Source organism: Streptomyces sp. NPDC002730 (assembly GCF_042888805.1).
GTDB lineage: Bacteria > Actinomycetota > Actinomycetes > Streptomycetales > Streptomycetaceae > Streptomyces.
Map to the genome: position 1 here is coordinate 495,974 of NZ_JBIAQG010000005.1, position 20,339 is coordinate 516,312.

The 20,339-nt window shown below is 69.9% G+C and carries 15 protein-coding genes and 1 tRNA gene; 11 read left to right on the plus strand and 5 right to left on the minus strand.

What is annotated here, in order from left to right; all coding sequences use genetic code 11:
- Positions 1–12: 12 nt before the first annotated feature.
- Positions 13–1,650, minus strand: coding sequence for a metallophosphoesterase (locus ACFYXH_RS16025; protein ID WP_389562925.1), 1,638 nt, complete (start codon positions 1,648–1,650; stop codon positions 13–15).
- A gap of 74 nt (positions 1,651–1,724) precedes the next feature.
- Between ACFYXH_RS16025 and ACFYXH_RS16030 the strand changes: the two genes are divergently transcribed.
- From ACFYXH_RS16030 to ACFYXH_RS16075, 10 genes are all read left to right on the plus strand, one after another.
- Positions 1,725–2,075: a metallopeptidase family protein gene (locus ACFYXH_RS16030; RefSeq protein WP_327324599.1), complete on the plus strand. Its 351-nt coding sequence runs from the start codon at positions 1,725–1,727 to the stop codon at positions 2,073–2,075.
- A complete protein-coding gene (locus ACFYXH_RS16035) occupies positions 2,072–2,614 on the plus strand; it encodes a fluoride efflux transporter FluC (protein ID WP_389562927.1) in 543 nt (180 codons plus the stop codon). The genes ACFYXH_RS16030 and ACFYXH_RS16035 overlap by 4 nt, the downstream gene beginning before the upstream one ends.
- Positions 2,611–2,973, plus strand: a complete 363-nt coding sequence (locus tag ACFYXH_RS16040) for a fluoride efflux transporter FluC (RefSeq protein WP_389562929.1) — start codon at positions 2,611–2,613, stop codon at positions 2,971–2,973. The genes ACFYXH_RS16035 and ACFYXH_RS16040 overlap by 4 nt, the downstream gene beginning before the upstream one ends.
- 55 nt (positions 2,974–3,028) lie before the next feature.
- Complete coding sequence (locus ACFYXH_RS16045; protein ID WP_389562930.1) at positions 3,029–3,628, plus strand: hypothetical protein; 600 nt, start codon at positions 3,029–3,031, stop codon at positions 3,626–3,628.
- A gap of 206 nt (positions 3,629–3,834) precedes the next feature.
- Positions 3,835–6,066 carry a DEAD/DEAH box helicase gene (locus tag ACFYXH_RS16050; RefSeq protein WP_389562932.1) on the plus strand — a complete coding sequence of 744 codons (2,232 nt, stop codon included), beginning with the start codon at positions 3,835–3,837 and terminating at the stop codon, positions 6,064–6,066.
- Between the two features lie 155 nt (positions 6,067–6,221).
- Positions 6,222–9,380, plus strand: coding sequence for an FG-GAP-like repeat-containing protein (locus ACFYXH_RS16055; RefSeq protein WP_389562933.1), 3,159 nt, complete (start codon positions 6,222–6,224; stop codon positions 9,378–9,380).
- A gap of 226 nt (positions 9,381–9,606) precedes the next feature.
- Positions 9,607–12,693 (plus strand): FG-GAP-like repeat-containing protein, encoded by a 3,087-nt coding sequence (locus ACFYXH_RS16060; protein WP_389562934.1) that lies wholly within the window; start codon positions 9,607–9,609, stop codon positions 12,691–12,693.
- A 111-nt stretch (positions 12,694–12,804) separates the two neighbouring features.
- Positions 12,805–14,925 carry an FG-GAP repeat domain-containing protein gene (locus tag ACFYXH_RS16065; protein ID WP_389562935.1) on the plus strand — a complete coding sequence of 707 codons (2,121 nt, stop codon included), beginning with the start codon at positions 12,805–12,807 and terminating at the stop codon, positions 14,923–14,925.
- 48 nt (positions 14,926–14,973) lie between these two features.
- Complete coding sequence (locus ACFYXH_RS16070; protein WP_389562936.1) at positions 14,974–16,560, plus strand: amino acid permease; 1,587 nt, start codon at positions 14,974–14,976, stop codon at positions 16,558–16,560.
- Between the two features lie 88 nt (positions 16,561–16,648).
- Positions 16,649–16,721, plus strand: a tRNA-Lys gene (locus ACFYXH_RS16075).
- Between the two features lie 174 nt (positions 16,722–16,895).
- Here the strand turns inward: ACFYXH_RS16075 and ACFYXH_RS16080 are convergent.
- From ACFYXH_RS16080 to ACFYXH_RS16095, 4 genes are all read right to left on the minus strand, one after another.
- Entirely contained in the window at positions 16,896–17,549 is a 654-nt protein-coding gene (locus ACFYXH_RS16080; protein ID WP_389562938.1) for a class I SAM-dependent methyltransferase, read from the minus strand.
- 124 nt (positions 17,550–17,673) lie between these two features.
- Positions 17,674–18,051, minus strand: coding sequence for a hypothetical protein (locus ACFYXH_RS16085; protein WP_389562939.1), 378 nt, complete (start codon positions 18,049–18,051; stop codon positions 17,674–17,676).
- A gap of 67 nt (positions 18,052–18,118) precedes the next feature.
- Positions 18,119–18,547: a hypothetical protein gene (locus ACFYXH_RS16090; RefSeq protein ID WP_389562941.1), complete on the minus strand. Its 429-nt coding sequence runs from the start codon at positions 18,545–18,547 to the stop codon at positions 18,119–18,121.
- 129 nt (positions 18,548–18,676) lie between these two features.
- Positions 18,677–19,078: a recombinase family protein gene (locus ACFYXH_RS16095; RefSeq protein WP_389562942.1), complete on the minus strand. Its 402-nt coding sequence runs from the start codon at positions 19,076–19,078 to the stop codon at positions 18,677–18,679.
- A 130-nt stretch (positions 19,079–19,208) separates the two neighbouring features.
- Here ACFYXH_RS16095 and ACFYXH_RS16100 point away from each other — a divergent pair, with 130 nt between their 5' ends.
- The gene (locus ACFYXH_RS16100; protein WP_389562944.1) at positions 19,209–20,333 is read left to right on the plus strand and encodes a helix-turn-helix domain-containing protein; all 1,125 of its coding nucleotides are present in this window, start codon (positions 19,209–19,211) and stop codon (positions 20,331–20,333) included.
- Positions 20,334–20,339 lie beyond the last annotated feature (6 nt).

The window sequence follows — 20,339 nt, forward strand, 5'->3', positions numbered from 1 at the left end:
GGATGCGGGGAGCTATCGCCAAAACGGTTTACGGGGGTCCGCGGGGCGCCCCCAGGACAACGCCGTCGGGGAGCGGGAGGGGGGCGCGCGGGGAGTGGTGGAGGGGCTGGTGGAGGGACTGCTCGGGGACGGTGTCGCTCCGGGCTGGTTCTCCCCCGGGAGGTGGCGGCTGACCTCGGCCGTCGTCAGGCCCAGACCCCCCAGTGTGATCTCGTCCCATGCCTGCAGCCGTTTGGTCGTACGGTCCAGATAGAGCACCGACGCCCGCACCTTCTCCGGTTTGTCGTTCTGCACCGCGCGCAGGCCCCCGCCGCCCGTCGAGCCCTCGACCTTGAGGCGGGTGCCGTGTGCGAGTACCTCCGTCTCGCGGTGGTGGACATGGCCCGCCAGCGCCAGCGGGACCTCGCCGTCGGTCTCCCGCGCGGCCACCGGGTTGTGGGTGACCGCGATGTCGACCGGGGTGCCTGCGCGCTGCTGGTCGCGCAGGGCCGAGGCGAGGCGGATGCCCGTCATGCGTTCGGCCGGGTCGCCCTGGGCGACGATCGAGCGGTCGGGGGTGAACTGGGGGTCGCCGCTGCCCGCGATGCGCAGGCCGGCGAGGGTGACGGCCTTGCCGTCGTCGAGGACGTGCACGTTCTTGAGGCGGGCGAGATAGGCCTGGGTGATGCGGGAGTCATGGTTGCCGCGGACCCAGACGTACGGCGCGCCGAGGTCGGGAATCGGGTCGAGGAAGCCGTTCTCGGCGGCGGTGCCGTGGTCCATCGTGTCGCCGGAGTCGATGATCACGTCGATTCCGTACTGCTCGACGAGCGAGCCGACGATGTGCCACGCCGCCGGATTGAGATGGATGTCGGAGACGTGCAGCACCCGCATCGTGCCAGGGTCCGGCTGGTACGTCGGGAGCGTCGATGTCGCGTCGTACAGCTTGGTGACATTGGTGACCAGGCGCGCCAACTCCCGCTGGTAGACGTCGAATTCGGTGACGATGGAGCGGGCGTTGCCGACGACCGAGGGGGCGCTGGACAGCAGTCCGGAGAACCTCGGCTCAAGGACGGACTTCGGGTTCCAGGTGGCGTACCCGGAGATGCCCGAGGCTGCCAGCAGCGCGAGCGCCAGGCCGCCCGCCGCGAGTGCCCGGCGCGGGCGGCGGTAGACGGCGAGGCCCAGTGCGGTCGCGCCGGAGACGACGGCGACGCAGGAGCGTACGGCCAGCTCGGTGGTGCCGTCCGCCACGTCGCGGGCGACCTCGTCCTGGAGTCCGGAGATCCGTTCGGGGTGTTCGACCAGGGCCTGGGAGCGGACCGGGTCGAGCTGTTCGACGTCGACGTCGAGACGGATGGGTGCGACATGGGAGTCGAGCTCCAGGGCGCCGAGCGGCGAGACGTTGATCTTTGTGCCGCCGGACAGGGACGGGCGCAGGGTCATGCTGGTGTCCATCGGGCCCACCGGCGTACGGACGCTGCCGACGATCAGCAGGCCGAGCCAGGCGCCGAGCAGGACCACGGCGGTGAGGCCCAGTGCGCGGACCCAGGGGTGCGGGGAGTGGACCAGGGCGCTGGTGGGGCCGGTGTGGCGCGAGCGGTAGTGCCGCCGGAGCCGGGTGAGTGCGGCTCGGAGCGAACTGATCGGTTCCGGGGCTTCGCGGGCCATTGGTCCCGTATGCCCACCCCGACGGGCAGCCATGCCGGGGCGACCGGTCGCACGGCGTACGTGACAATGGCCACGTGCTGGAGATGACGCGCGAGGAGTTCGAGGAACTGGTCGCTGAGGCGCTGGACAGGATCCCGCCGGAGCTGACGCGGCTGATGGACAACGTCGCGGTGTTCGTCGAGGACGAACCGGCCGCCGACGATCCGGAGCTGCTCGGGCTCTACGAGGGGACTCCGCTCACCGATCGCGGTGAGTGGTACGCGGGCGTGCTGCCGGACCGGATCACCATCTACCGCGGGCCGACGCTGCGGATGTGCGAGGACCGCGAGGACGTCGTCGCGGAGACCGAGATCACCGTGGTGCACGAGATCGCCCATCACTTCGGGATCGACGACGAGCGGCTGCACGCGCTGGGGTACGGATGAGTCCGCCCGGTCTTCCGGAGGTCCCGGAGGTTCCCGAGACCCCGGATCTCCCGGAAGTTCCGGACGCCACGGAGGCGATCGATCCGGATGTCGATCTGCATGTGCCCGCCCAATGCGCGGAGACCACGGGCGGGCACAAGTGGCTGGTGCTCGCCGCGATCTCGGCCGGCGGCGTGGCAGGGGCGCTGGCGCGGTACGCGGCCACTGTGCTGTGGCCCGCCGCCGAGGGGGCGTTCCCATGGGCGATCTTCTGGGTCAATGTGCTGGGCTGCGCGCTGATCGGAGTGCTGATGGTGCTGGTCAGCGAGGGCGGCCGGACGGCGCATCCGCTGGTGCGGCCGTTCCTCGGTGTGGGGGTGCTCGGCGGGTTCACGACCTTCTCGACGTACGCACTGGACTTCTCGGACCTGCTGGCTCGCGAGGAGGCGGACACCGCACTGGGGTACGCGTCCGGGACGCTGGCCGGGGCGCTCGGCGCGGTGTGGCTGGCGGCCTCGGTCACCCGGTGGGCAGTGACCCGGCGGGCGGTCACGCGATGAACTGGCTGCTGGTGGCGGTGGGCGCGGCGATCGGCGCACCGCTGCGGTATCTGACGGACCGTGCGGTGCAGGCGCGGCACGACTCGGTGTTCCCGTGGGGGACTTTCGTGGTCAACGCGGCCGGGAGTCTGGTGCTGGGGGCGCTCTCGGGGGCGGCGGTGTCCTCGGGGACGTACGCGCTGCTGGGGACGGGGCTGTGCGGCGCACTGACGACGTACTCGACCTTTTCCTACGAGACGCTGCGGCTGGCCGAGCGGGGCTGGATGTTTCTGGCGGTGGCGAATGTGGCCGCGTCACTGCTGGTCGGGCTCGGATCGGTGTTCCTGGGCGTGGAGTTGGCGCGCGGGCTGGTGGCGTAAGGGGCGTTCGGGGGCGTGTCCCTTGTGGGGTACAGGGAGTTGGGCAGGGAAACGCATGTCCCGTGCCCCGGAGGTGCTCCCCGTGCGCCAGTCGTCCGTCCCCTCGTCCTTCCCCGGCCGGTTGGCTGTCTGGGCCGCCGCCTCGCTGGCCGTCGCGGCCTCGGCGGGCTGTATGAGCGTGAGCGACGACGAAGGCGGGAAGCCGGCGCCCCATTCGTCGACCGGTCGGCGCGGGACGGTGAGCGAACCGGACGGCGGGCATGGCGTGTCGGGCGGTGGTCGGCAGGCCCGTGGCGGTCACGGCGGGTCGGACGCGAAGACCGGGGCGGGGGCGAAGGCCTCGGCGAGTCCGAACGGCTCCGCGCCGCCCAAGGCTCAGCCGCCACGGAGCGGGCAGCGGCCCCAGCCGCCGCGGGATCCCGGGCCGACCGGCGGCGGACCGGTCCCGTCCGAGCAGCCGCCGCCGCAGCCGACCCCGTCGGAACTGCCGCCGGAGAGCCCCACGCCGCAGCCGTCCGAGCCGACCGACGCCCCGTCGGCCTCGTCCGCGCCAGAGGTGCACGCCGAGGCGATGAGGATGGCGGACGGGCAGGGGAGCATGGGGGACGGGCAGTGCATGGAACCGACGGCATCGCCGCAGGTCGGACCTGTGTAACGGGGGTCACTCGGGTCGGGTTTGCCATACGTGGGTGAGGGTGCGTATGGTGGTAGATCGTTTGATCCCATTGCCCGGCGCCGACACAGAAGAGCGCCGCGTGGCGCGTACTCTCCCTAGCCGTGGCTGACCGCATTGAGGCGGTCGAATTGCGAAATCACGGAGTTTGGGCGCGTGCCGAGACTCCGGAAGGTTTCGCATTTCGCATGTCCACTTTCAGTACTGATCACGCCGTCATGCCCGAGAACGACGAGACCGCGGAGGCCGTAGTGGCCGCCGCCGTCGACACCGAGATCCAGGCCGAGCTCGAGGCCGACATCGAGGCGGAGCTCGAGGCCGAGCTCGAGGCCGTCTCGGAGACGGTCGAGGCTTCCGAGGAGCCGCAGACCACGTTCGCCGACCTTGGACTGCCCGAGGGCGTCGTCCGCAAGCTCGCACAGAACGGCGTCACCACCCCCTTCCCGATCCAGGCCGCGACCATCCCGGACGCCCTGGCCGGCAAGGACATCCTGGGCCGCGGCCGTACCGGCTCCGGCAAGACCCTCTCCTTCGGTCTGCCGACCCTGGCCACGCTGGCCGGCGGCCACACCGAGAAGAAGAAGCCCCGCGCGGTCATCCTCACCCCGACCCGTGAGCTCGCGATGCAGGTCGCGGACGCCCTGCAGCCGTACGGCGACGTACTCGGCCTGAAGATGAAGGTCGTCTGCGGCGGTACGTCGATGGGCAACCAGATCTACGCGCTCGAGCGCGGCGTCGACGTCCTCGTCGCCACCCCGGGCCGACTGCGCGACATCATCAACCGTGGCGCCTGCTCGCTCGAGAACGTCCAGGTCGCCGTCCTCGACGAGGCCGACCAGATGTCCGACCTGGGCTTCCTGCCCGAGGTCACCGAGCTGTTCGACCAGATCCCGGCCGGCGGCCAGCGGATGCTCTTCTCCGCCACCATGGAGAACGAGATCGGCACGCTCGTCCGCCGCTACCTCGTCAACCCGGTCAGCCACGAGGTCGACAGCGCCCAGGGCAACGTCACGACCATGACGCACCACGTGCTCGTCGTGAAGCCGAAGGACAAGGCGCCGGTCACCGCGGCGATCGCCGCCCGCAAGGGCCGCACCATCATCTTCGTACGCACCCAGCTGGGTGCCGACCGTATCGCCGAGCAGCTCGTCGAGTCGGGCGTGAAGGCGGACGCGCTGCACGGCGGCATGACGCAGGGCGCGCGTACCCGCGTCCTCGAGGACTTCAAGAAGGGCTACGTCAACGCGCTCGTCGCGACCGACGTCGCCGCCCGCGGTATCCACGTCGACGGCATCGACCTGGTCCTGAACGTGGACCCGGCCGGCGACCACAAGGACTACCTGCACCGCTCGGGCCGTACCGCCCGCGCCGGCAAGTCCGGCACGGTCGTCTCGCTGTCGCTGCCGCACCAGCGCCGCCAGATCTTCCGTCTGATGGAGGACGCGGGCGTCGACGCCTCGCGCCACATCGTGGCCGGAGCGGGCGCGTTCGACCCGGAGGTCGCCGAGATCACCGGCGCCCGTTCGCTGACCGAGGTCCAGGCCGACTCCGCGAACAACGCCGCCAAGCAGGCGGAGCGCGAGGTCGTCGACCTGACCAAGCAGCTGGAGCGCGTCCAGCGCCGGGCGTCCGAACTCCGCGAGGAGGCCGACCGCCTGGTGGCGCGCGCGGCGCGCGAGCGGGGCGACGACCCGGAGACGGCGGTCGCCGAGGTGACCGAGGCCGCCGAGGCCGAGGTCGAGGCCGCGGTTGCTGCGGCGGCTGTGCCGGAGCAGGTTGAGCGTCGTGACGACCGGGGCAACTTCGACCGTCGTGGCGGCGACCGTGGTGGCGATCGTGGTGGCTTCCGCCGCGACGACCGCCGGGACAACGACCGTCCGTCCGGTGGCTTCCGCCGCGACAACGACCGTCGTGACGACCGGGGTGGCCGTTCGTTCGAGCGTCGTGACGACCGTGGTGGCTTCCGCCGCGACAACGACCGTCCGTCCGGTGGCTTCCGCCGCGACAACGACCGTCGTGACGACCGTGGCGGCCGTTCGTTCGAGCGCCGTGACGACCGTCCCGCGGGCGGCTTCCGTCGGGACAACGACCGTCCGTCCGGTGGCTTCCGCCGCGACGACCGTCCTGCGGGCGGCTTCCGCCGCGACGACCGTCGTGACAACGAGCGCGGTGGCTTCAACCGTGACAACGAGCGCGGTGGCTTCCGTCGCGACGACCGCCCCACCGGCGGCCACCGTGGCAGCGACCGCCCGTTCAACCGCGACCGCCGCGACGACCGTCCCACGGGCGGCTTCCGCTCCGGTGGCAGCAGCGACCGCCCGCACGGCCGTCGTGACGACCACCGTGGTGGCAGCACCGGCACGAACACCGGCTCCTTCGGGCGCCGTGACGACAAGCCGCGCTGGAAGCGCAACGGCTGATCCCCGGCTCCGCGCCTGATGGGCCCGGACAGCACCGTGAGAACGGTGGTGTCCGGGCCCATTGCTATGATCCGCGCACTTGTGCGGGTGACGGGCGACGACTGGGGGGTCGGGCGCCTCCTCGCGATTCTTCGGGGATTCTTGGGGGGCCTTTCTTGGCCAGACATCGCGTGCGCCGTGGCGCGCTCGTTTCCACATTCGTCGCTGCCTGTGTCGCAGCCGGTCTGCTGCCGCTGGGCGGCGGTGTCGCCGTGGCGGAGACCGTCACACCGGAGGTCGTGCTGGACAACCCCAGCACGACCACACCGCGGCCGACGCAGCTGCTGGCGGCCGGGGAAACCGGCTTCCTCTACCGGCAGGGCGGGCGCGACGCCGAGGGCGTGCTGTGGAGTACGTACGACGGCTCCACCACGGTGTCCGTCCGGGACGACCGCGGCGCCATATTCAAGGGGCCCGAGCTGGGTTCGGACTGCTACTACATCTACAACTCCTGCGCGGACGGTCAGTTCGGCCGTGGCGGGGACACCGTCGCCATGAAGGAGCCCTACCGAGCCGTACCCCCGGTCGTGCTGCGGGACATGGCGACGGGATCGACGCGGAAGATCGAGGGTCTCAAAAGCCCGTACCAGAGTGCCTTCGGGTCCGTCGTCGTGGTCGGCTACAACCGCGGCGAGTTCTCTCTCGCCGACACCGTCGGCGGGGAGCAGCGGATCCGCCCGGTCACCGGCTTCCCGGACGCCGGCGACGGGCCCGACTCCATCAGGGTGACCACGGGCGACGCACGCGGAGCCATCGTCCGCTACGACGTGTCCGACGTCGAATACCGCCTCGGCTACCTGGACTTCGCCACCGCGACCGTGACCGAGGCGTTCAGCGGTCTCGGCCAGGGGGAGCTGCCCGAGACGCTGCCCGAGACGCTGCCCGAGACGCTGCTCGACGACGAACGCATCGGCTGGTACGACTCCGCCTCCTCGAAGCTCCACCTCAAGCAGCGGACAGCGCTGACGGAGCCGGAGACGACACACACCTTCGCCGGAAGCAGCGAGTTCGGCTCCGAAGCCGCGCTCGTCGGCGACTGGCTCGTACTCGCGGAGAATCACGCGGGACCGGGCGCCGGTGACCGAGTGATGGCCCTGCCGCTCGGCGGCGGCCCCGCGAAGACCCTGCTGGCCAGGTCCGGCCAGGGCGTCCAGCCCGCTCCCGACGGCTCAGCACTGGTGACCGGCGGTACGAGCGCGTCGGACTGGTGGGCGTGGCGCATCACGCAGGGCAGTGATGGCTCGCTCGGCCTCACCAAGGTGCTCAAGCTCGCGCCGTACGAGACGGCGAAGGGCTCTCTCGCCTTCAGCCGGGGGCATCTGCGCGTCGGGTATGTGTCCGGAGACTCGCTCAAGACGAACTCCTGGGACCTGGGAGCGACCGGAACGCCGGTGTCGACAAGCCCGGTCGTCGGACCGGCCGTCGCCTCCCGGTGCCCCGTCAGCACACTCAAGTGCCAGGAAGTCTGGCCCAACTACGAGACCGGCGGCGACATCCATCTCGCGCACCGGTACGAGGAGGACCAGGACTGGGCAGCCCCGATCGACGACGACGGGTGGTCACGCGCTGGGTTGGAATTCCCCGCGGGCACCAAGAACGGCACGATCGTCGATGTCTCCGACGGCTATGTCGTCTACAACTCGACCGGCACCGGCCCCAAGCAGTACATCGGTGAGCTCGGCCGCGAGGTACAGCTGACCGGCACGGTCGGGGCGGCCGCCCTCGCCGGTCCGGTGCTGTGGCGCCCGACGACCACCAAGGGCCGGCTCACCTCGTACGACCTGCGTACGTCGAAGACCACGGGCACCGTGTCGGTCGGCGCACCCTGTGTGCCCCAGGAGCTGCAGGCGGCCGGCACATCGCTCTACTGGAGCTGCGGCAGCGCCGGCCCGGCCGGTGTGTACGACACGGTGAAGAAGACGTCGGTCGCGGTGGATGCGGGCGATGTACTGCTCGGTGACGGCTTCACGGTGCGGCACGACCACGGCACCGGAAAGCTGCTGCTGACGGATGTGTCGTCCGGTACGGCTGCCACGCGTACTCTCGCCACGCTTCCGGGTACGGCGCTGACCACCGACCGCCGCTACCGCTGGGCCGTCGACGAGTACACGGGCATGGTCGCGTACGTCGGCGCCCTGGAGCAGGTGCATGTCCTCGGAACCGTCCGCCCCTCGGCGCCGCTGACCCTGGTCGGCTCGGACGTGAGCCAGGGCCTGTGGCTCAAGGAGCCCGGCTACACCACCTGGTACGGGAACTGGACGCTGTCCCGGCCGGCTGCCTCCTGGACCCTCACCTTCAAGAACCCGGCCGGGAAGGTCCTGCGCAAGCTGACCGGCACCGATGCGCGCGCCGTGATCTCGCCGTCGTGGAACGGCCGCACGGACGCGGGGGCGTACGCACCCAACGGCCGGTTCAGCTGGTCCCTGACCGCGGTCCCGGTCGGCGCGGGCAGTGCCGTGTCCCTCGCCTCGGGCACCGGCTGGCTGGGGGACGGCGCGGCCGTCCACCGCGACTACTTCAGCGACCAGGGCCGCCCCGACGGTCTCGGTGACCTGCTGACGCTCAGCTCGTCCGGCGCGCTGTCCGTTCACTACGGGCCGGGGAACTTCTCCGGCAAGCTCTCGGGCACCGGCTGGGGTACCTCCGCGGTGGCTGTGCCTTTCGGTGACCTGAACGGCGACCGGTGCAGTGACGTGCTGGTGCGCCTGGGTGGTGAGCTGCGCGCGTACAGGCCCGCTTGCGGGAAGGCGCTGACGCCGACGGCTCCGTACACCTCCCTCGGCACGACCTGGGCGCAGTTCAATGTGCTGACGTCACCGGGTGACATGACGGGTGACGGTCGTCCGGATCTGGTGGCGCGGCAGGCGTCGACCGGGGACATGTATCTGTACGCGGACGACGGCGCGGGCAAGTTGAAGGCGCGCGGGAAGTTCGGCACCAACTGGAAGCTGTACCGGGCGGTGTTCGGTGCCGGGGATCTCAATGGCGACGGCATCGGCGAACTGCTGGCCGTGGACGGCACGAACCAGCTGTGGCGGTACGACGGTACGGCGGCGGGCACGGTGAAGCCGCGGGCGTTGGTCTTCGGAAGCAACTGGGCCGCGGGCCGGAATGTGTTCGTCGGCGTCGGCGACATCACGGGCGACGGTAAGGCCGACCTGGTGTCCCGGAACGCTGCGGGCGATCTGCTGCGCAACAGCGGCAACGGAGCCGGGTCGTTCGGGTCGACGGTCAGGATCGGGACCGGCTGGCAGGGCTACAAGGGCCTTTTCTAGCAGCGCGGTTGGTTCGAAAGGGGCCTGCTCGGTGTCGTCCTGGCACTGGGCGGGCCCCGCTCTTTGAACGGGTTCGAATGTACCTTCCGTTGCCTGTGAGGCGGCTGTTACGATCCGTCCACTTGCATGGGGGGGCCTGACTGGGGGGCCAGTCACCAACTTTTCGTTCGCACCAGGCCACATTGATGCCCCATGCCCTGTTTCTTCTTCCATGGGGAGGGCCTGAGTGGCCAGTCGTGCCGTCGTCCGCGCCACCACAGCAGCCGCCGCTGCCGTATCACTTGCGCTGGGTATCGGTCTCGGACCCGTCGAGGCTCAAGCGGACCCGGGCGAGCCCGCTGCCGCCGTGGAGATCCCGACCACGTTCCGTACAACTCCCCGGGCACTCGGGCTCCTGGGCACCGGGACGTACCAGCAGGCCGACGCGGCAGGCGCGCAGGGTGTTTTCCACACGCAGGAAGGTGTGGCCGGCAATCTGTGGACCCGCTATTCGGACGGCCGTACGTTCTCCGCACAGCGGACGGGGACCGGCGCCCTCAGCCGGACGGTCGGCACCGGAGCGGACACCCTCGCCTACATCAGCGGCAGCGATGTCGAACTACGCGATCCGGCCGCCGGGACCTCGCAGTTCGTGACGGTGCCGGAGGGGCTGTCGTACAGCGGCGTGTACGGCAACACGGTGGTCGCGGTGAAGCGCGAGACCGTCGTGGTCGACGGCACCTCTACCTCACGGATCACCGAGGCGCACCTCCTGGATTCCGCCGAGGACGGCCGCACCCGGGACCGGCTCGTCACCGGGCTGCCCGACGGGGGTCTCTACGGCGGGGCCGTCGGCGGTGACGCGACGACCGTCGTGCTGCGGGTCAAGGTCGGCGACACTCTTCGCCTGGCGACGGTCGACGCCGCCACCGCACGGGTGACCGCCTACACGGCATCGTCCGATATCAACGGAGTGCTGCTGTCACCGAAGTATCTGGGCTGGTACAGCGTGAGTGGCACGATCAAGGTCGTACCGAGGTCCGACATCACGGCTACCCCGGTCGAACTCGCCGCCCCGGCGCCCCAGGATCGCTCCGGCTATGAGATCGGACTGGTCGGGGACTGGGTCGTCCACATCAACTCGAGTACGGGGCGGATCATCGCGACCCCCATCGCAGGGGGTACGCCACGGACGGTGCTTGGCAGGAACACCTTCCGGCTCTCGCAGGCTCCTGACGGCACCGTGCTCGTGGTCGGCGGCGAGGACGCCGACGACTGGGCGTTGCGTCGGATCGGCGTGGGCCCTGACGGCGTGCCGGTCGTGACCACGGTGCTGGACCTGCCGCCCGTGCCCGCGCCGGTGCGTGGAATCGCCGCCGGGGACGGATATCTGCTCTCCACCGACGCGAGCACCGGATTGTTCCGTGCCCAGTTCCGGATGCTGGAGGTACACGGAACGCCCACGCAGGTGATCCGGCGGACCCTGAACGGTACGTTCGCGAGCTGCGCCGGGGACGATCCGGGATGTGCGGCCCTGAAGACCCTGGGCGCCGGGCGCTTCGCGTACGTAGTGCGTTACCCGGGGTCGGTCGGCGGTGACGAGATCCAGCTGATCGACTCCAGCTACACGACCTCGCTCCACCGCACCAAGACCCACGGCGGCAGCGTCACCGACGCCGCCGGCCGGTACGTGATCTACACCAACCCGGCTGTCCACCAGCAGCTGGTCATCGATGTCACAGGGCAGCAGCCGGTGCTGACGCGGGCCGCCTCGGCTGCCGCCGTGTGGGCGGGGCAGCTGTGGAGCCCGGGGACCACGGCCGGGACGGTGACCGCGTACGACCTGGCGGCCAAGAGGACCACGGAGACGGTCGACACGGGTGCGGGCTGCGTTCCCGAGGAGCTGCAGACGCTCGGACGCTGGCTCTACTGGTCCTGCGGGGCGAGCGGTGGTGCCGGGATCTACGACCGTACGGCCAAGAAGAGCATCGCCGTTGCAGCCGACGAGGCGCTGTTGGGCGACGGTTACCTGGTCCGCCACGACAAGACCGCAGGCAAGCTGGAACTGACCGACTTCTCGGGCGGTACGGCCGTGGACCGCGAGGTCGCCGATCTCCCTGCGACCGCAGCCTCGCAGCGCGGCATCCGCTGGACGGTGGACAAGTTCGGCGGGCACATCGCCTACGCGGACGCGGCGGAGCGGATGCATGTCGTGCCCACGGGGGTGGCGACTCAGCCGCTCTCCGTCTCGGAGGTGTCGAAGACCGTCACCGGGGACGGCAGCAACGGAGGCGAGTGGCAGTTCTCGGGTGTTCTGTCCAAGCCGGCCAACTCCGTGACACTGGCGGTCAAGGACAAGACCACCGGTGCCGTGATCCGCACCATGCGCGGCAACGAGGAGGTCCGCGGACACCTCGAGCGTTCCTGGGACGGCCGGTCGGACAGCGGAGGTCTGATGCCGGACGGCGCATACACCTGGACGCTGACCGCGCAGCCCGCCGACGGGCACGGTGCCCCGCTGACCTTGACCGGGCTGTTCACGCAGACCCATGGCGCGCCGGCCCGGCGGGACTTCTCGTACCCCCGGGACGGCGTCGGTGACCTGGTCGCTCTCGACCGCGACGACGCCATGCGCTTCCACTTCGGCAACGGTGCCGGAGGCTTCCGGAGCGGTGGCTTCATGTATTGGTACAACGTCACACAGGCGGTCCTCCTCGGTGACATGAACGGTGACCGCTGCAACGATCTGATCGTGCGGGAGACCGACGGCCATCTCTCGCGCATCAATGGGCGCTGCACCTCATCGGGTGGCCCGCTCGACGACTCCGCGCAGGGACTGGGCGGCGGCTGGAACCAGTTCAATGTGCTGACCTCACCAGGTGATCTGACGGGCGACGGGCGCCCGGACCTGGTGGCGCGTCAGGCCTCCACCGGCGATCTGTATCTGTACGCGGACAACGGCTCGGGCGGTCTGAAGGCCCGCGGCAGGATCGGCGCCAAGTGGACGGCGTACCGAGCGGTATTCGGTGCCGGGGATCTGAACGGCGACGGGATCGGCGACCTGCTGGCGGTCGACAAGACGAACTCGCTGTGGCGGTACGACGGTACGGCGACGGGTGCGCTGAAGCCGCGGGTGCTGGTGTTCGGCAACAACTGGGGCCTCGGCCGGAATGCGTTCGTCGGCGTCGGTGACATCACCAAGGACGGGAAGCCGGATCTCATCTCCCGCAACGCGGCCGGCCACCTGCTGCGCAACAACGGAAACGGCAAGGGTTCGTTCGGATCGACAGTGAAGATCGGGACGGGGTGGCAGGGCTACAAGGGCCTCTTCTGAGAGCCGAGCTGACAACCGGTCAACCGTATACAACCAAGCAATGGTCCGGGCTGTCGTACCTTCCGAGTTCGATGAGGCGCTGTAGCTGAGGCGCTCACGAGGGGGGTACGCATGACCCGCACCACCGGACGTACCAAACGCATCCTCGTTCTCGGGGCCGCCGTCGCTCTCGCGGCCGGCGGCCTCGGGCTTGCGCCCGGCGGTGTCGCCGTCGCGGCGGGGCAGGCCGAGCCGGAAGAGGTCGTCATCGACCTCGGCACCTACCAGGGCAAGCCCGCCGTGCCCGAGCGCATCGCGCTCGGCGGTGGGCAGCTCGGGGTGGTGGCCCGTATCGATCCGCAGGTCAGGCGGGCGCTGTACGCGTACGACCTCGCCGTCACCGGCACACCCGAGGCCGGGCCGCGGCGGACGGTGAACCCCGATGTGTGGGACAGCTACCCGGAGTTCAGCCCGCTGCTCTCGGCGCTCGGGGACGGCCGGTTCGCGTACACCAATCCGACCGCGGCAGGTCACACCGTCACCGGCGAGGGAACGCCGACCACCGTCATCACCCTCGGGCAGCTCGGCGCGGACCAGCGGATGGTGGCCGCCGAGGGGCGGTTCTTCGCGGTCGACGAGCCGAGTACGGGCAAGCAGTACATCGCCACCTTCGACGACGATGGACCCCGGGTTCTCACGACCCGCTCGATCAGCGCGGTCGCGATCTGGGGCTCGACGATGTGGACGCCCGGCAGCAGGCTGGGCAGCATCAGGTGGTACGACCTGGCGACGAGGACCGACGCTCCGTATGACTCGGACACCGGTCTGAGCTGCTCGCCGGACGAGCTGCAGAAGGTCGGACGGTGGGTCTACTGGCGCTGCGACGAGGCCAAGAAGTCCTGGATCTGGGACTCCGACGCCAACTTCCCCCGGTTCACCTCCGTGCCGTACTCGAAGTCCGCGAAGCTCGGCGACGGCTTCGTGGTCCAGCGGGACGACGCGGCCGGGACGCTGACGATGACCGACTTCCACAGCGGCGTCGCCACGCCTCCGGTGACCACCCCGCTCGCCGAGCATGTGGCGCCCGGCACGGGAACGTGGAGCGTCGACAAGTACGGCGGCCACGTCGCGTACGCGGACACCGAGGGACGTATCCACATCAAGCCGGTGACGGTGCCGCGGGGCGAGTTCCATGTGCTCGACGTGTCCGCCCCGGCCACAGTCGACGACCGGCACTGGCCCTGGGAGGCGAAGCTGCTGCTGAACCGCCCGTCCGTCAACAGGACCTTCACGATCAAGGACTGGCGCAGGCGGGTCCTGGTGAACGAGACCAGTACGGATCGGACCGGCGCGCTGGTACGTGTCGCGTGGGATGCCCGGGACTGGGATCCGAAGGACAGGGTCAGTGGGGCGTACCAGTGGGAGGTGGTGGCGCGGCCGGCCGACGGCACGGGTCGCGAGTCCTGGACGCCCGGACCCGTACGGCTCGTCAACGGGGCTTCGGCCTTCCGGGACATGAACACCGACGGCTACGGCGAGTTCTACTCGATGACGACGACGGGCAAGGCGGCCGTACACCATCCGCGGGGCGGTGCCCGGTCCTGGGCGACCACCGGATGGGATCCGCGGACGCGCCTCATCCCGTACGGAGCGAACACCGGCGACCCGCGCAGCAACCTCCTGATCCACACCCCGGACGGCAACCTCTACCGCGCGGGCGGTGACAACCACCCCATCGACCCGAAGGTGCCGCACCATCTGATGGGCAAGGGCTGGAACGGTTTTGACGCCTTCGCCGCCTCGGAGGACCTCACCGGGGACGGTCGCCCGGATCTGCTCGTACGCCAGGCGTCCACCGGCTACCTCTTCCTCTACCGGGGCAACGCGCGGGCCGGTTTCGACCCGGCCGTGAAGGTCGGCTCCGGCTGGAAGGGCTACATGATCATCGGCGCCGCCGACCTCACCGGCGACGGCATCGGCGATCTGCTGGCGCGCGACCCGGGCGGCGAGGTGTGGCGCTACGAGGGCACGGGGACGGGCTCGTTCAAGCCGCGGAAGCTGGTCTTCAGCAATTGGGGCGCGGGACGCACGGAGATCATCGCGGTCGGTGACATCACGGGTGAGGGCGTGTGCGACCTCATCTCCCGCGACACGAACGGCAAGCTGCTGCGCAACAGGGGTGACGGGAGGGGTTCGTTCGGGGCGACGGAGACGATCGGAACGGGCTGGCAGAACTACCGGGCGCTGTTTTAGGCCACGACTGGCGCATGTGGTGCCCCCGGCAAGGGAATTGCTGGGGGCATGACAGACAACGCCAGTACGGGGAAGCCCCCGCCAGTCGGCTCGGTGCCCGCGCCCGTCGCCGCGCCCGAACCCGTATCCACCCCCACCCCACCCTCCGCAGGGTCCGACGAGGAACGCCTGGCGCAGCTCGGCTACACCCAGGTTCTCGCCCGCCGGATGTCGGCGTTCTCCAACTACGCCGTCTCCTTCACGATCATCTCGGTCCTCTCCGGCTGTCTCACCCTCTACCTCTTCGGCATGAACACCGGCGGCCCGGCCGTGATCACCTGGGGCTGGGTCGCCGTCGGCCTGATGACCCTGTTCGTCGGCCTGGCGATGGCCGAGATCTGCTCGGCGTACCCGACCTCCGCGGGTCTGTACTTCTGGGCCCACCGGCTGGCACCGCCGCGCACCGCGGCCGCCTGGGCCTGGTTCACGGGGTGGTTCAACGTCCTCGGCCAGGTCGCCGTCACGGCGGGTATCGACTTCGGCGCCGCGTCCTTCCTGGGCGCGTACCTCAATCTCCAGTTCGGCTTCGAGGTCACGCCGGGCCGCACGATCCTGCTGTTCGCCGCGATCCTGGCGCTGCACGGCCTCCTCAACACCTTCGGCGTACGCATAGTCGCGATCCTCAACAACGTCAGCGTCTGGTGGCATGTGCTGGGCGTCGCGCTGATCGTCGGCGCGCTCACCCTCGCCCCCGACTCCCACCAGTCGGCGTCGTTCGTGTTCACGAAGTTCGTGAACAACACCGGCTGGAGCAGCAGCCTGTATGTCGTCCTCATCGGACTGCTGATGGCCCAGTACACCTTCACCGGCTACGACGCCTCGGCCCATATGACCGAGGAGACCCACGACGCCGCGACCGCCGGCCCGCGCGGCATCGTCCAGTCCATCTGGACCTCGTGGATCGCGGGCTTCGTCCTGCTGCTCGGCTTCACCTTCGCCATCCAGTCGTACGAAGGAGCCCTGACCTCTCCGACGGGAGCGCCGCCGGCCCAGATCCTGCTGGACGCTCTCGGTGCGACCGGCGGGAAGCTGCTGCTCCTGGTCGTCATCGGCGCCCAGCTCTTCTGCGGTATGGCGTCGGTCACTGCGAACAGCCGCATGATCTACGCATTCTCCAGGGACGGCGCCCTGCCGTTCTCGAAGGTCTGGCACACGGTCAGCCCTCGGACCCGTACGCCCGTCGCCGCGGTCTGGCTCGCGACCATCGGCGCGTTGGTCCTCGGTCTGCCGTATCTGATCAATGTCACCGCGTACGCGGCTGTGACCTCGATCGCGGTCATCGGCCTCTATATCGCGTACGTCATCCCCACCCTGCTGCGGCTGTTCCGCGGCGACAGTTTCGATCGCGGCCCCTGGCACCTGGGCCGCTGGTCCCGGCCGATCGGCATCGTGGCGGTGACCTGGGTCGCGGTGATCACCGTGCTCTTCATGCTTCCGCAGGTCTCCCCGGTCACCTCGGAGACGTTCAACTACGCCCCGGTCGCGGTTCTGGTCGTCCTGGGCTTCGCCGCGGTGTGGTGGCTGGTCTCGGCCCGCCACTGGTTCCTGAACCGCAACCACCCCCGGACGATCGCCCGCGAGACGTCACGTCGGTGACCTGCGGCGGGGTCTCGACGGGGCCGGTGATCCGATACCCGATCGGCTCACCGGTCCCGTCCGGCTATGCTCGGGGATGCAATGCCGAGGGCCGTTAGCTCAATTGGCAGAGCAGCGGACTTTTAATCCGTTGGTTGTGGGTTCGAGTCCCACACGGCCTACCGCTAAGCCCCAGGTCAGAGCACATCTGATCTGGGGCTGACTGCGTTTCAGGGGCGGTTCGGGGCGGTTGCTGGCCCGCTGCTGGCCCGAGCGGCCAACGATCAGGACGTGAAAGAGCCCCGGCCTGTCCGCGAGGGGGAGCCAGACAGACCGGGCGGTGATGGGGGTGCGCGCTACCCGTGGGCGCGGACGAGGAGCGTGCCGATGTGCCCCGGCTCCGGAGCATCCAGCACACACGCCTCGACATCGCGGAAGCCGTACCGCTCGAGGATGCTGGTCCAACGCTTGGGCGTGTAGCTGTAGCGGTAGGTGAACATCGCCTTCCCGGCGAAGCCGCCCTTATACATGCCCTGCGGCCCGTAGGCGCCAGGGATGGCCGACGGGTGAGAGAAGGCGAGGACGCCGCCAGGCTTGAGGCGCGCTGCGATCAGCGGCAGTAGCTTGGCCGGGTCGGTGAACCAGACGGCGCCGAAGATCGAGTAGATCGCGTCATAGGTCTCGGTATTCTCGCGCAGGTGGTCGAGGACCTCGGAACAGACGAACTTCACCCCCGAAGGCCCCCATCGCTCCGTCGTCTTCTTCACCATGACCGGAGAGAGATCCACACCGGTGGCCTTCACCCCGCGCTGGGCGAGGTAGACCAGGGCGCGGCCGGTGCCGCAGCCGATTTCCAGCACGTTCTCCGGCGCGCCCAGCAGTTCGGGGCCGGGGCCGTGTCCGGCGTACTGCGTCCAGTGGAAAACCGGCTCCATGTCCTCCTTGAAGGCGCTGCCGGCGTAGGTGTCCCAGAGTTCAGTCTCGGCTGCGATGTCGTGTCGTGCGGGCACGACGCTCCCTTCGACGGGTGGGGCCCCTGCCCTGGCGGCCGGAGTTGCCGCCATTGTCGGGATAGGCCCGGCCTGTCCGCGAGGGGGATGCAGTCAGGCCGGGGCGGCCGGGGCGCTCGTGCCGTCACTCGATGGTGAGACGACCCGTGCGCAGGATGGCGTGGTTGGCGAAGAGGGCGTCGAGGTGGAACTCGCGGGTCAGGTCGCCGGTCCACTTCGCGTCAGGCAGATCACGGTACGAGCGGGCCTTGACGGTGCGGGCCCTGGTGCATTGGGTGAGGATCCACCGGGCCTGCGTCTGGCCGGTGGGCGGGTTGGTGTACATGCTCGCGGCCAGCCGCCACAGGTGGTCGCCGGTCGCGCTGTCCGAGTCGGTGACGCCGACGATGGCGACATCCCCTAAGCCGCGGGAGTCGCTCGACTGCGTGGTGTACGCGACGGTCAGGCCCTCCAGCGGGAAGGCCGTAATGCGGCTGCAGGCGGAGAGAGGCGTGGGTGCCACGGCGTCAGCTCCGTTCTGTGAGTGGCGTGCGGCCGCCTTCTCGACGGCCGCGCGCGCAGGGATCAGGTCAGCAGCAGGGGCCGTCGCCGCAGCAGGTCGGCTCGTTGCAGTTCGCCTTGATGCCCCACAGGGACTCGTCGACCGCGTAGCCGGCCGCGCGGATCTTCGCGACGACGTCGACTATCGCCGCCTTGTCCCGGTATCGGGAGTTCGGGGCGTGGTGGATGTAGCGGCCGTAGCGGCTCTGGCACCAGTCGGTGTACTCGGGGCTGTGCAGCATGAACGTGTGCCACGCCGGGTCAACGGTCTTCGAGGGCGACAGGCTCTCGCCGGTGCGCCCCATGACGTCGAGGAACGCGAGGCCCTCATCCATGATGCGTTCGGCGACGCAGCGCTCGAGGCCGTACTCGTCGGCGCAGAAGTCGGTGAGCCGGTCGAACAGTTCGCCGTTGACGAGCTGGCGCCCGTGGGTCAGTTCCGTTGCAAGAGCGGTCATGCGATGCTCCGTTGTGTGTGCTCGGCGCGAGGCCTCTCCTCGCGCCGCGGTGCGCGTGCCGGGCTCTGCGAGGAGCCCGTCACCGCCTCGGCCGGGGTTTCCTGGCCGGAGTCATCGGCCGAGGTGGGGTCAGTGGGGTGTGCAGAGCCGTCCGCGCCGCTTCTCGGTGGGCGCGTCGTTCTCGCCCTCGGCTGTCACGCAGTGCCCGCCGGCCTGCGCGACGCGGTGTCGCATGACTGAGCTCTGCGAGGCGTCCCGGGTGAGCCGGTCCCAGTCGTCGACGAGGCACACGATGGGGCCGGGGTCTCTGTCCATGGCCACGCACAGCGCGTCGAACTGCGGCCTGTGGTGGCCGAGCGCGTGGTCGCCGAGGTCGAGCCAGATACCTGCGACGTCCCAGCCGCAGGACTCCGCGTAGGCGCGGCAGCGGTCGAGGCGGATGTCGAGAATGACGGTCGAGGTGGTGGCGTGCCGGTCGTAGATGAAGGCGCGCGGCGTCTCCACTGACGGGGTGGGCTCTTCGATCTCCACAACGACGGCCTTCCTACTACGCCGAGTTGCCCGGTCATCACTACGACGACGACCGTATGTAGCAGCGCGGGCCGCCTGTAGTGACAGGCAGTACGGGAAAGCGGCCGCGATCCGCGGGCAAGGGGCAGCCATGACCAGCACCTCGCACTCCGCCCTGACTGGCGGTACGGGATTCCCGCCACGCCCCCGCGGGGGCGTCATTTCGGGATACGTTTTCCGGCTGATCCGCGAGCAGCTGGGCCACACCCAGGACACCCTCGCCGAGCACTTCCGGGTCTCGGTCGACACCATCGCGGGATGGGAGACCGGCCGACGGTCACTCACCGCCGTGCCCGTCGGCCAGATGCTGGTGCACCGCCACCGGCTCATGCAGCTCGGCACCCGCCCTGCGCTCCTCTTAGCCCTCGAGCGCGCCATGGAAGCGGACGTGCTGCTCGCCAGCGCCCTCGACGAGACGGTCTCGCCGGCGGACAACCCGATCGGCGTCTGGGTCATGCAGCGCGAGCTCGTCGAGGTCCTCACCTGGCCGCTCAACGGGACCGCACCCACCCCGCTCCGCGAACTGCCGGCACCGTCGCGGCCGCGACGCGGGCCTGTTCCCGACCAGCCCGAACTGTCCGCCGAGGGCCGTCGGTGCTTCTTCTCCTGCATGCGCCGAACTGCTGAACAGGCCCGGGGCGGCGACCACTTCCTGCTCCGCCGCCAGGCCCTCTATCTGGCCGGCTACGACGACGATGCGGAGACTTCCGAGTGGCTGGCCCACCAGCAGCGAACAGAGCGAAAAGAGTGCCCGGACGACTGGCTGACCCGCTGGCTCAACTCCCGCTCGGTCGCCGCCGTCGCAGTTCGCCAGGGCGACCGCGACAGGATGGGCCACTTCATCGCGGCCACCCTCGACGACGACGAAGCCGGCGAGGCCGCCAACCTGAACTACTGGGCGTACTGGCTCGGCGAGGCCCCGCACGTCCAGCTCTCTGATGACTTCATCGCCGCCGACGTCGGCCCCTGGCAGGGCGACCGGCTCCTGCAGCACCTCGTGAGAGGCCTCACACCAGCCCACGGGTTCTTCGATCTCAACGTCCACACCCTGTGGGCGCTGCTCACCGTGCGACCGAACCTCCTGCGCAGCAGGGCCCCAGCAGCCCATGCCCTACGCGACCACCTCCCTGTGATGTTGGATAGCCCAGAGCTGTCGACGCGGGCGCGCCGGGAACTAGAGAGCATCCGGTACGCAATCCGCCTCGCCGAGGCGTGAGAGGAG

What these genes read in the sequence shown, in the direction of transcription:
- ACFYXH_RS16100 (WP_389562944.1), top strand. Translation starts at nt 19,209, where the DNA reads ATGACCAGCACCTCGCACTCCGCCCTGACTGGCGGTACGGGATTCCCG.
- ACFYXH_RS16070 (WP_389562936.1), top strand. Translation starts at nt 14,974, where the DNA reads ATGACAGACAACGCCAGTACGGGGAAGCCCCCGCCAGTCGGCTCGGTG.
- ACFYXH_RS16090 (WP_389562941.1), bottom strand. Translation starts at nt 18,547, where the DNA reads ATGACCGCTCTTGCAACGGAACTGACCCACGGGCGCCAGCTCGTCAAC.
- ACFYXH_RS16050 (WP_389562932.1), top strand. Translation starts at nt 3,835, where the DNA reads ATGTCCACTTTCAGTACTGATCACGCCGTCATGCCCGAGAACGACGAG.
- ACFYXH_RS16025 (WP_389562925.1), bottom strand. Translation starts at nt 1,650, where the DNA reads ATGGCCCGCGAAGCCCCGGAACCGATCAGTTCGCTCCGAGCCGCACTC.
- ACFYXH_RS16045 (WP_389562930.1), top strand. Translation starts at nt 3,029, where the DNA reads ATGTCCCGTGCCCCGGAGGTGCTCCCCGTGCGCCAGTCGTCCGTCCCC.
- ACFYXH_RS16040 (WP_389562929.1), top strand. Translation starts at nt 2,611, where the DNA reads ATGAACTGGCTGCTGGTGGCGGTGGGCGCGGCGATCGGCGCACCGCTG.
- ACFYXH_RS16065 (WP_389562935.1), top strand. Translation starts at nt 12,805, where the DNA reads ATGACCCGCACCACCGGACGTACCAAACGCATCCTCGTTCTCGGGGCC.
- ACFYXH_RS16035 (WP_389562927.1), top strand. Translation starts at nt 2,072, where the DNA reads ATGAGTCCGCCCGGTCTTCCGGAGGTCCCGGAGGTTCCCGAGACCCCG.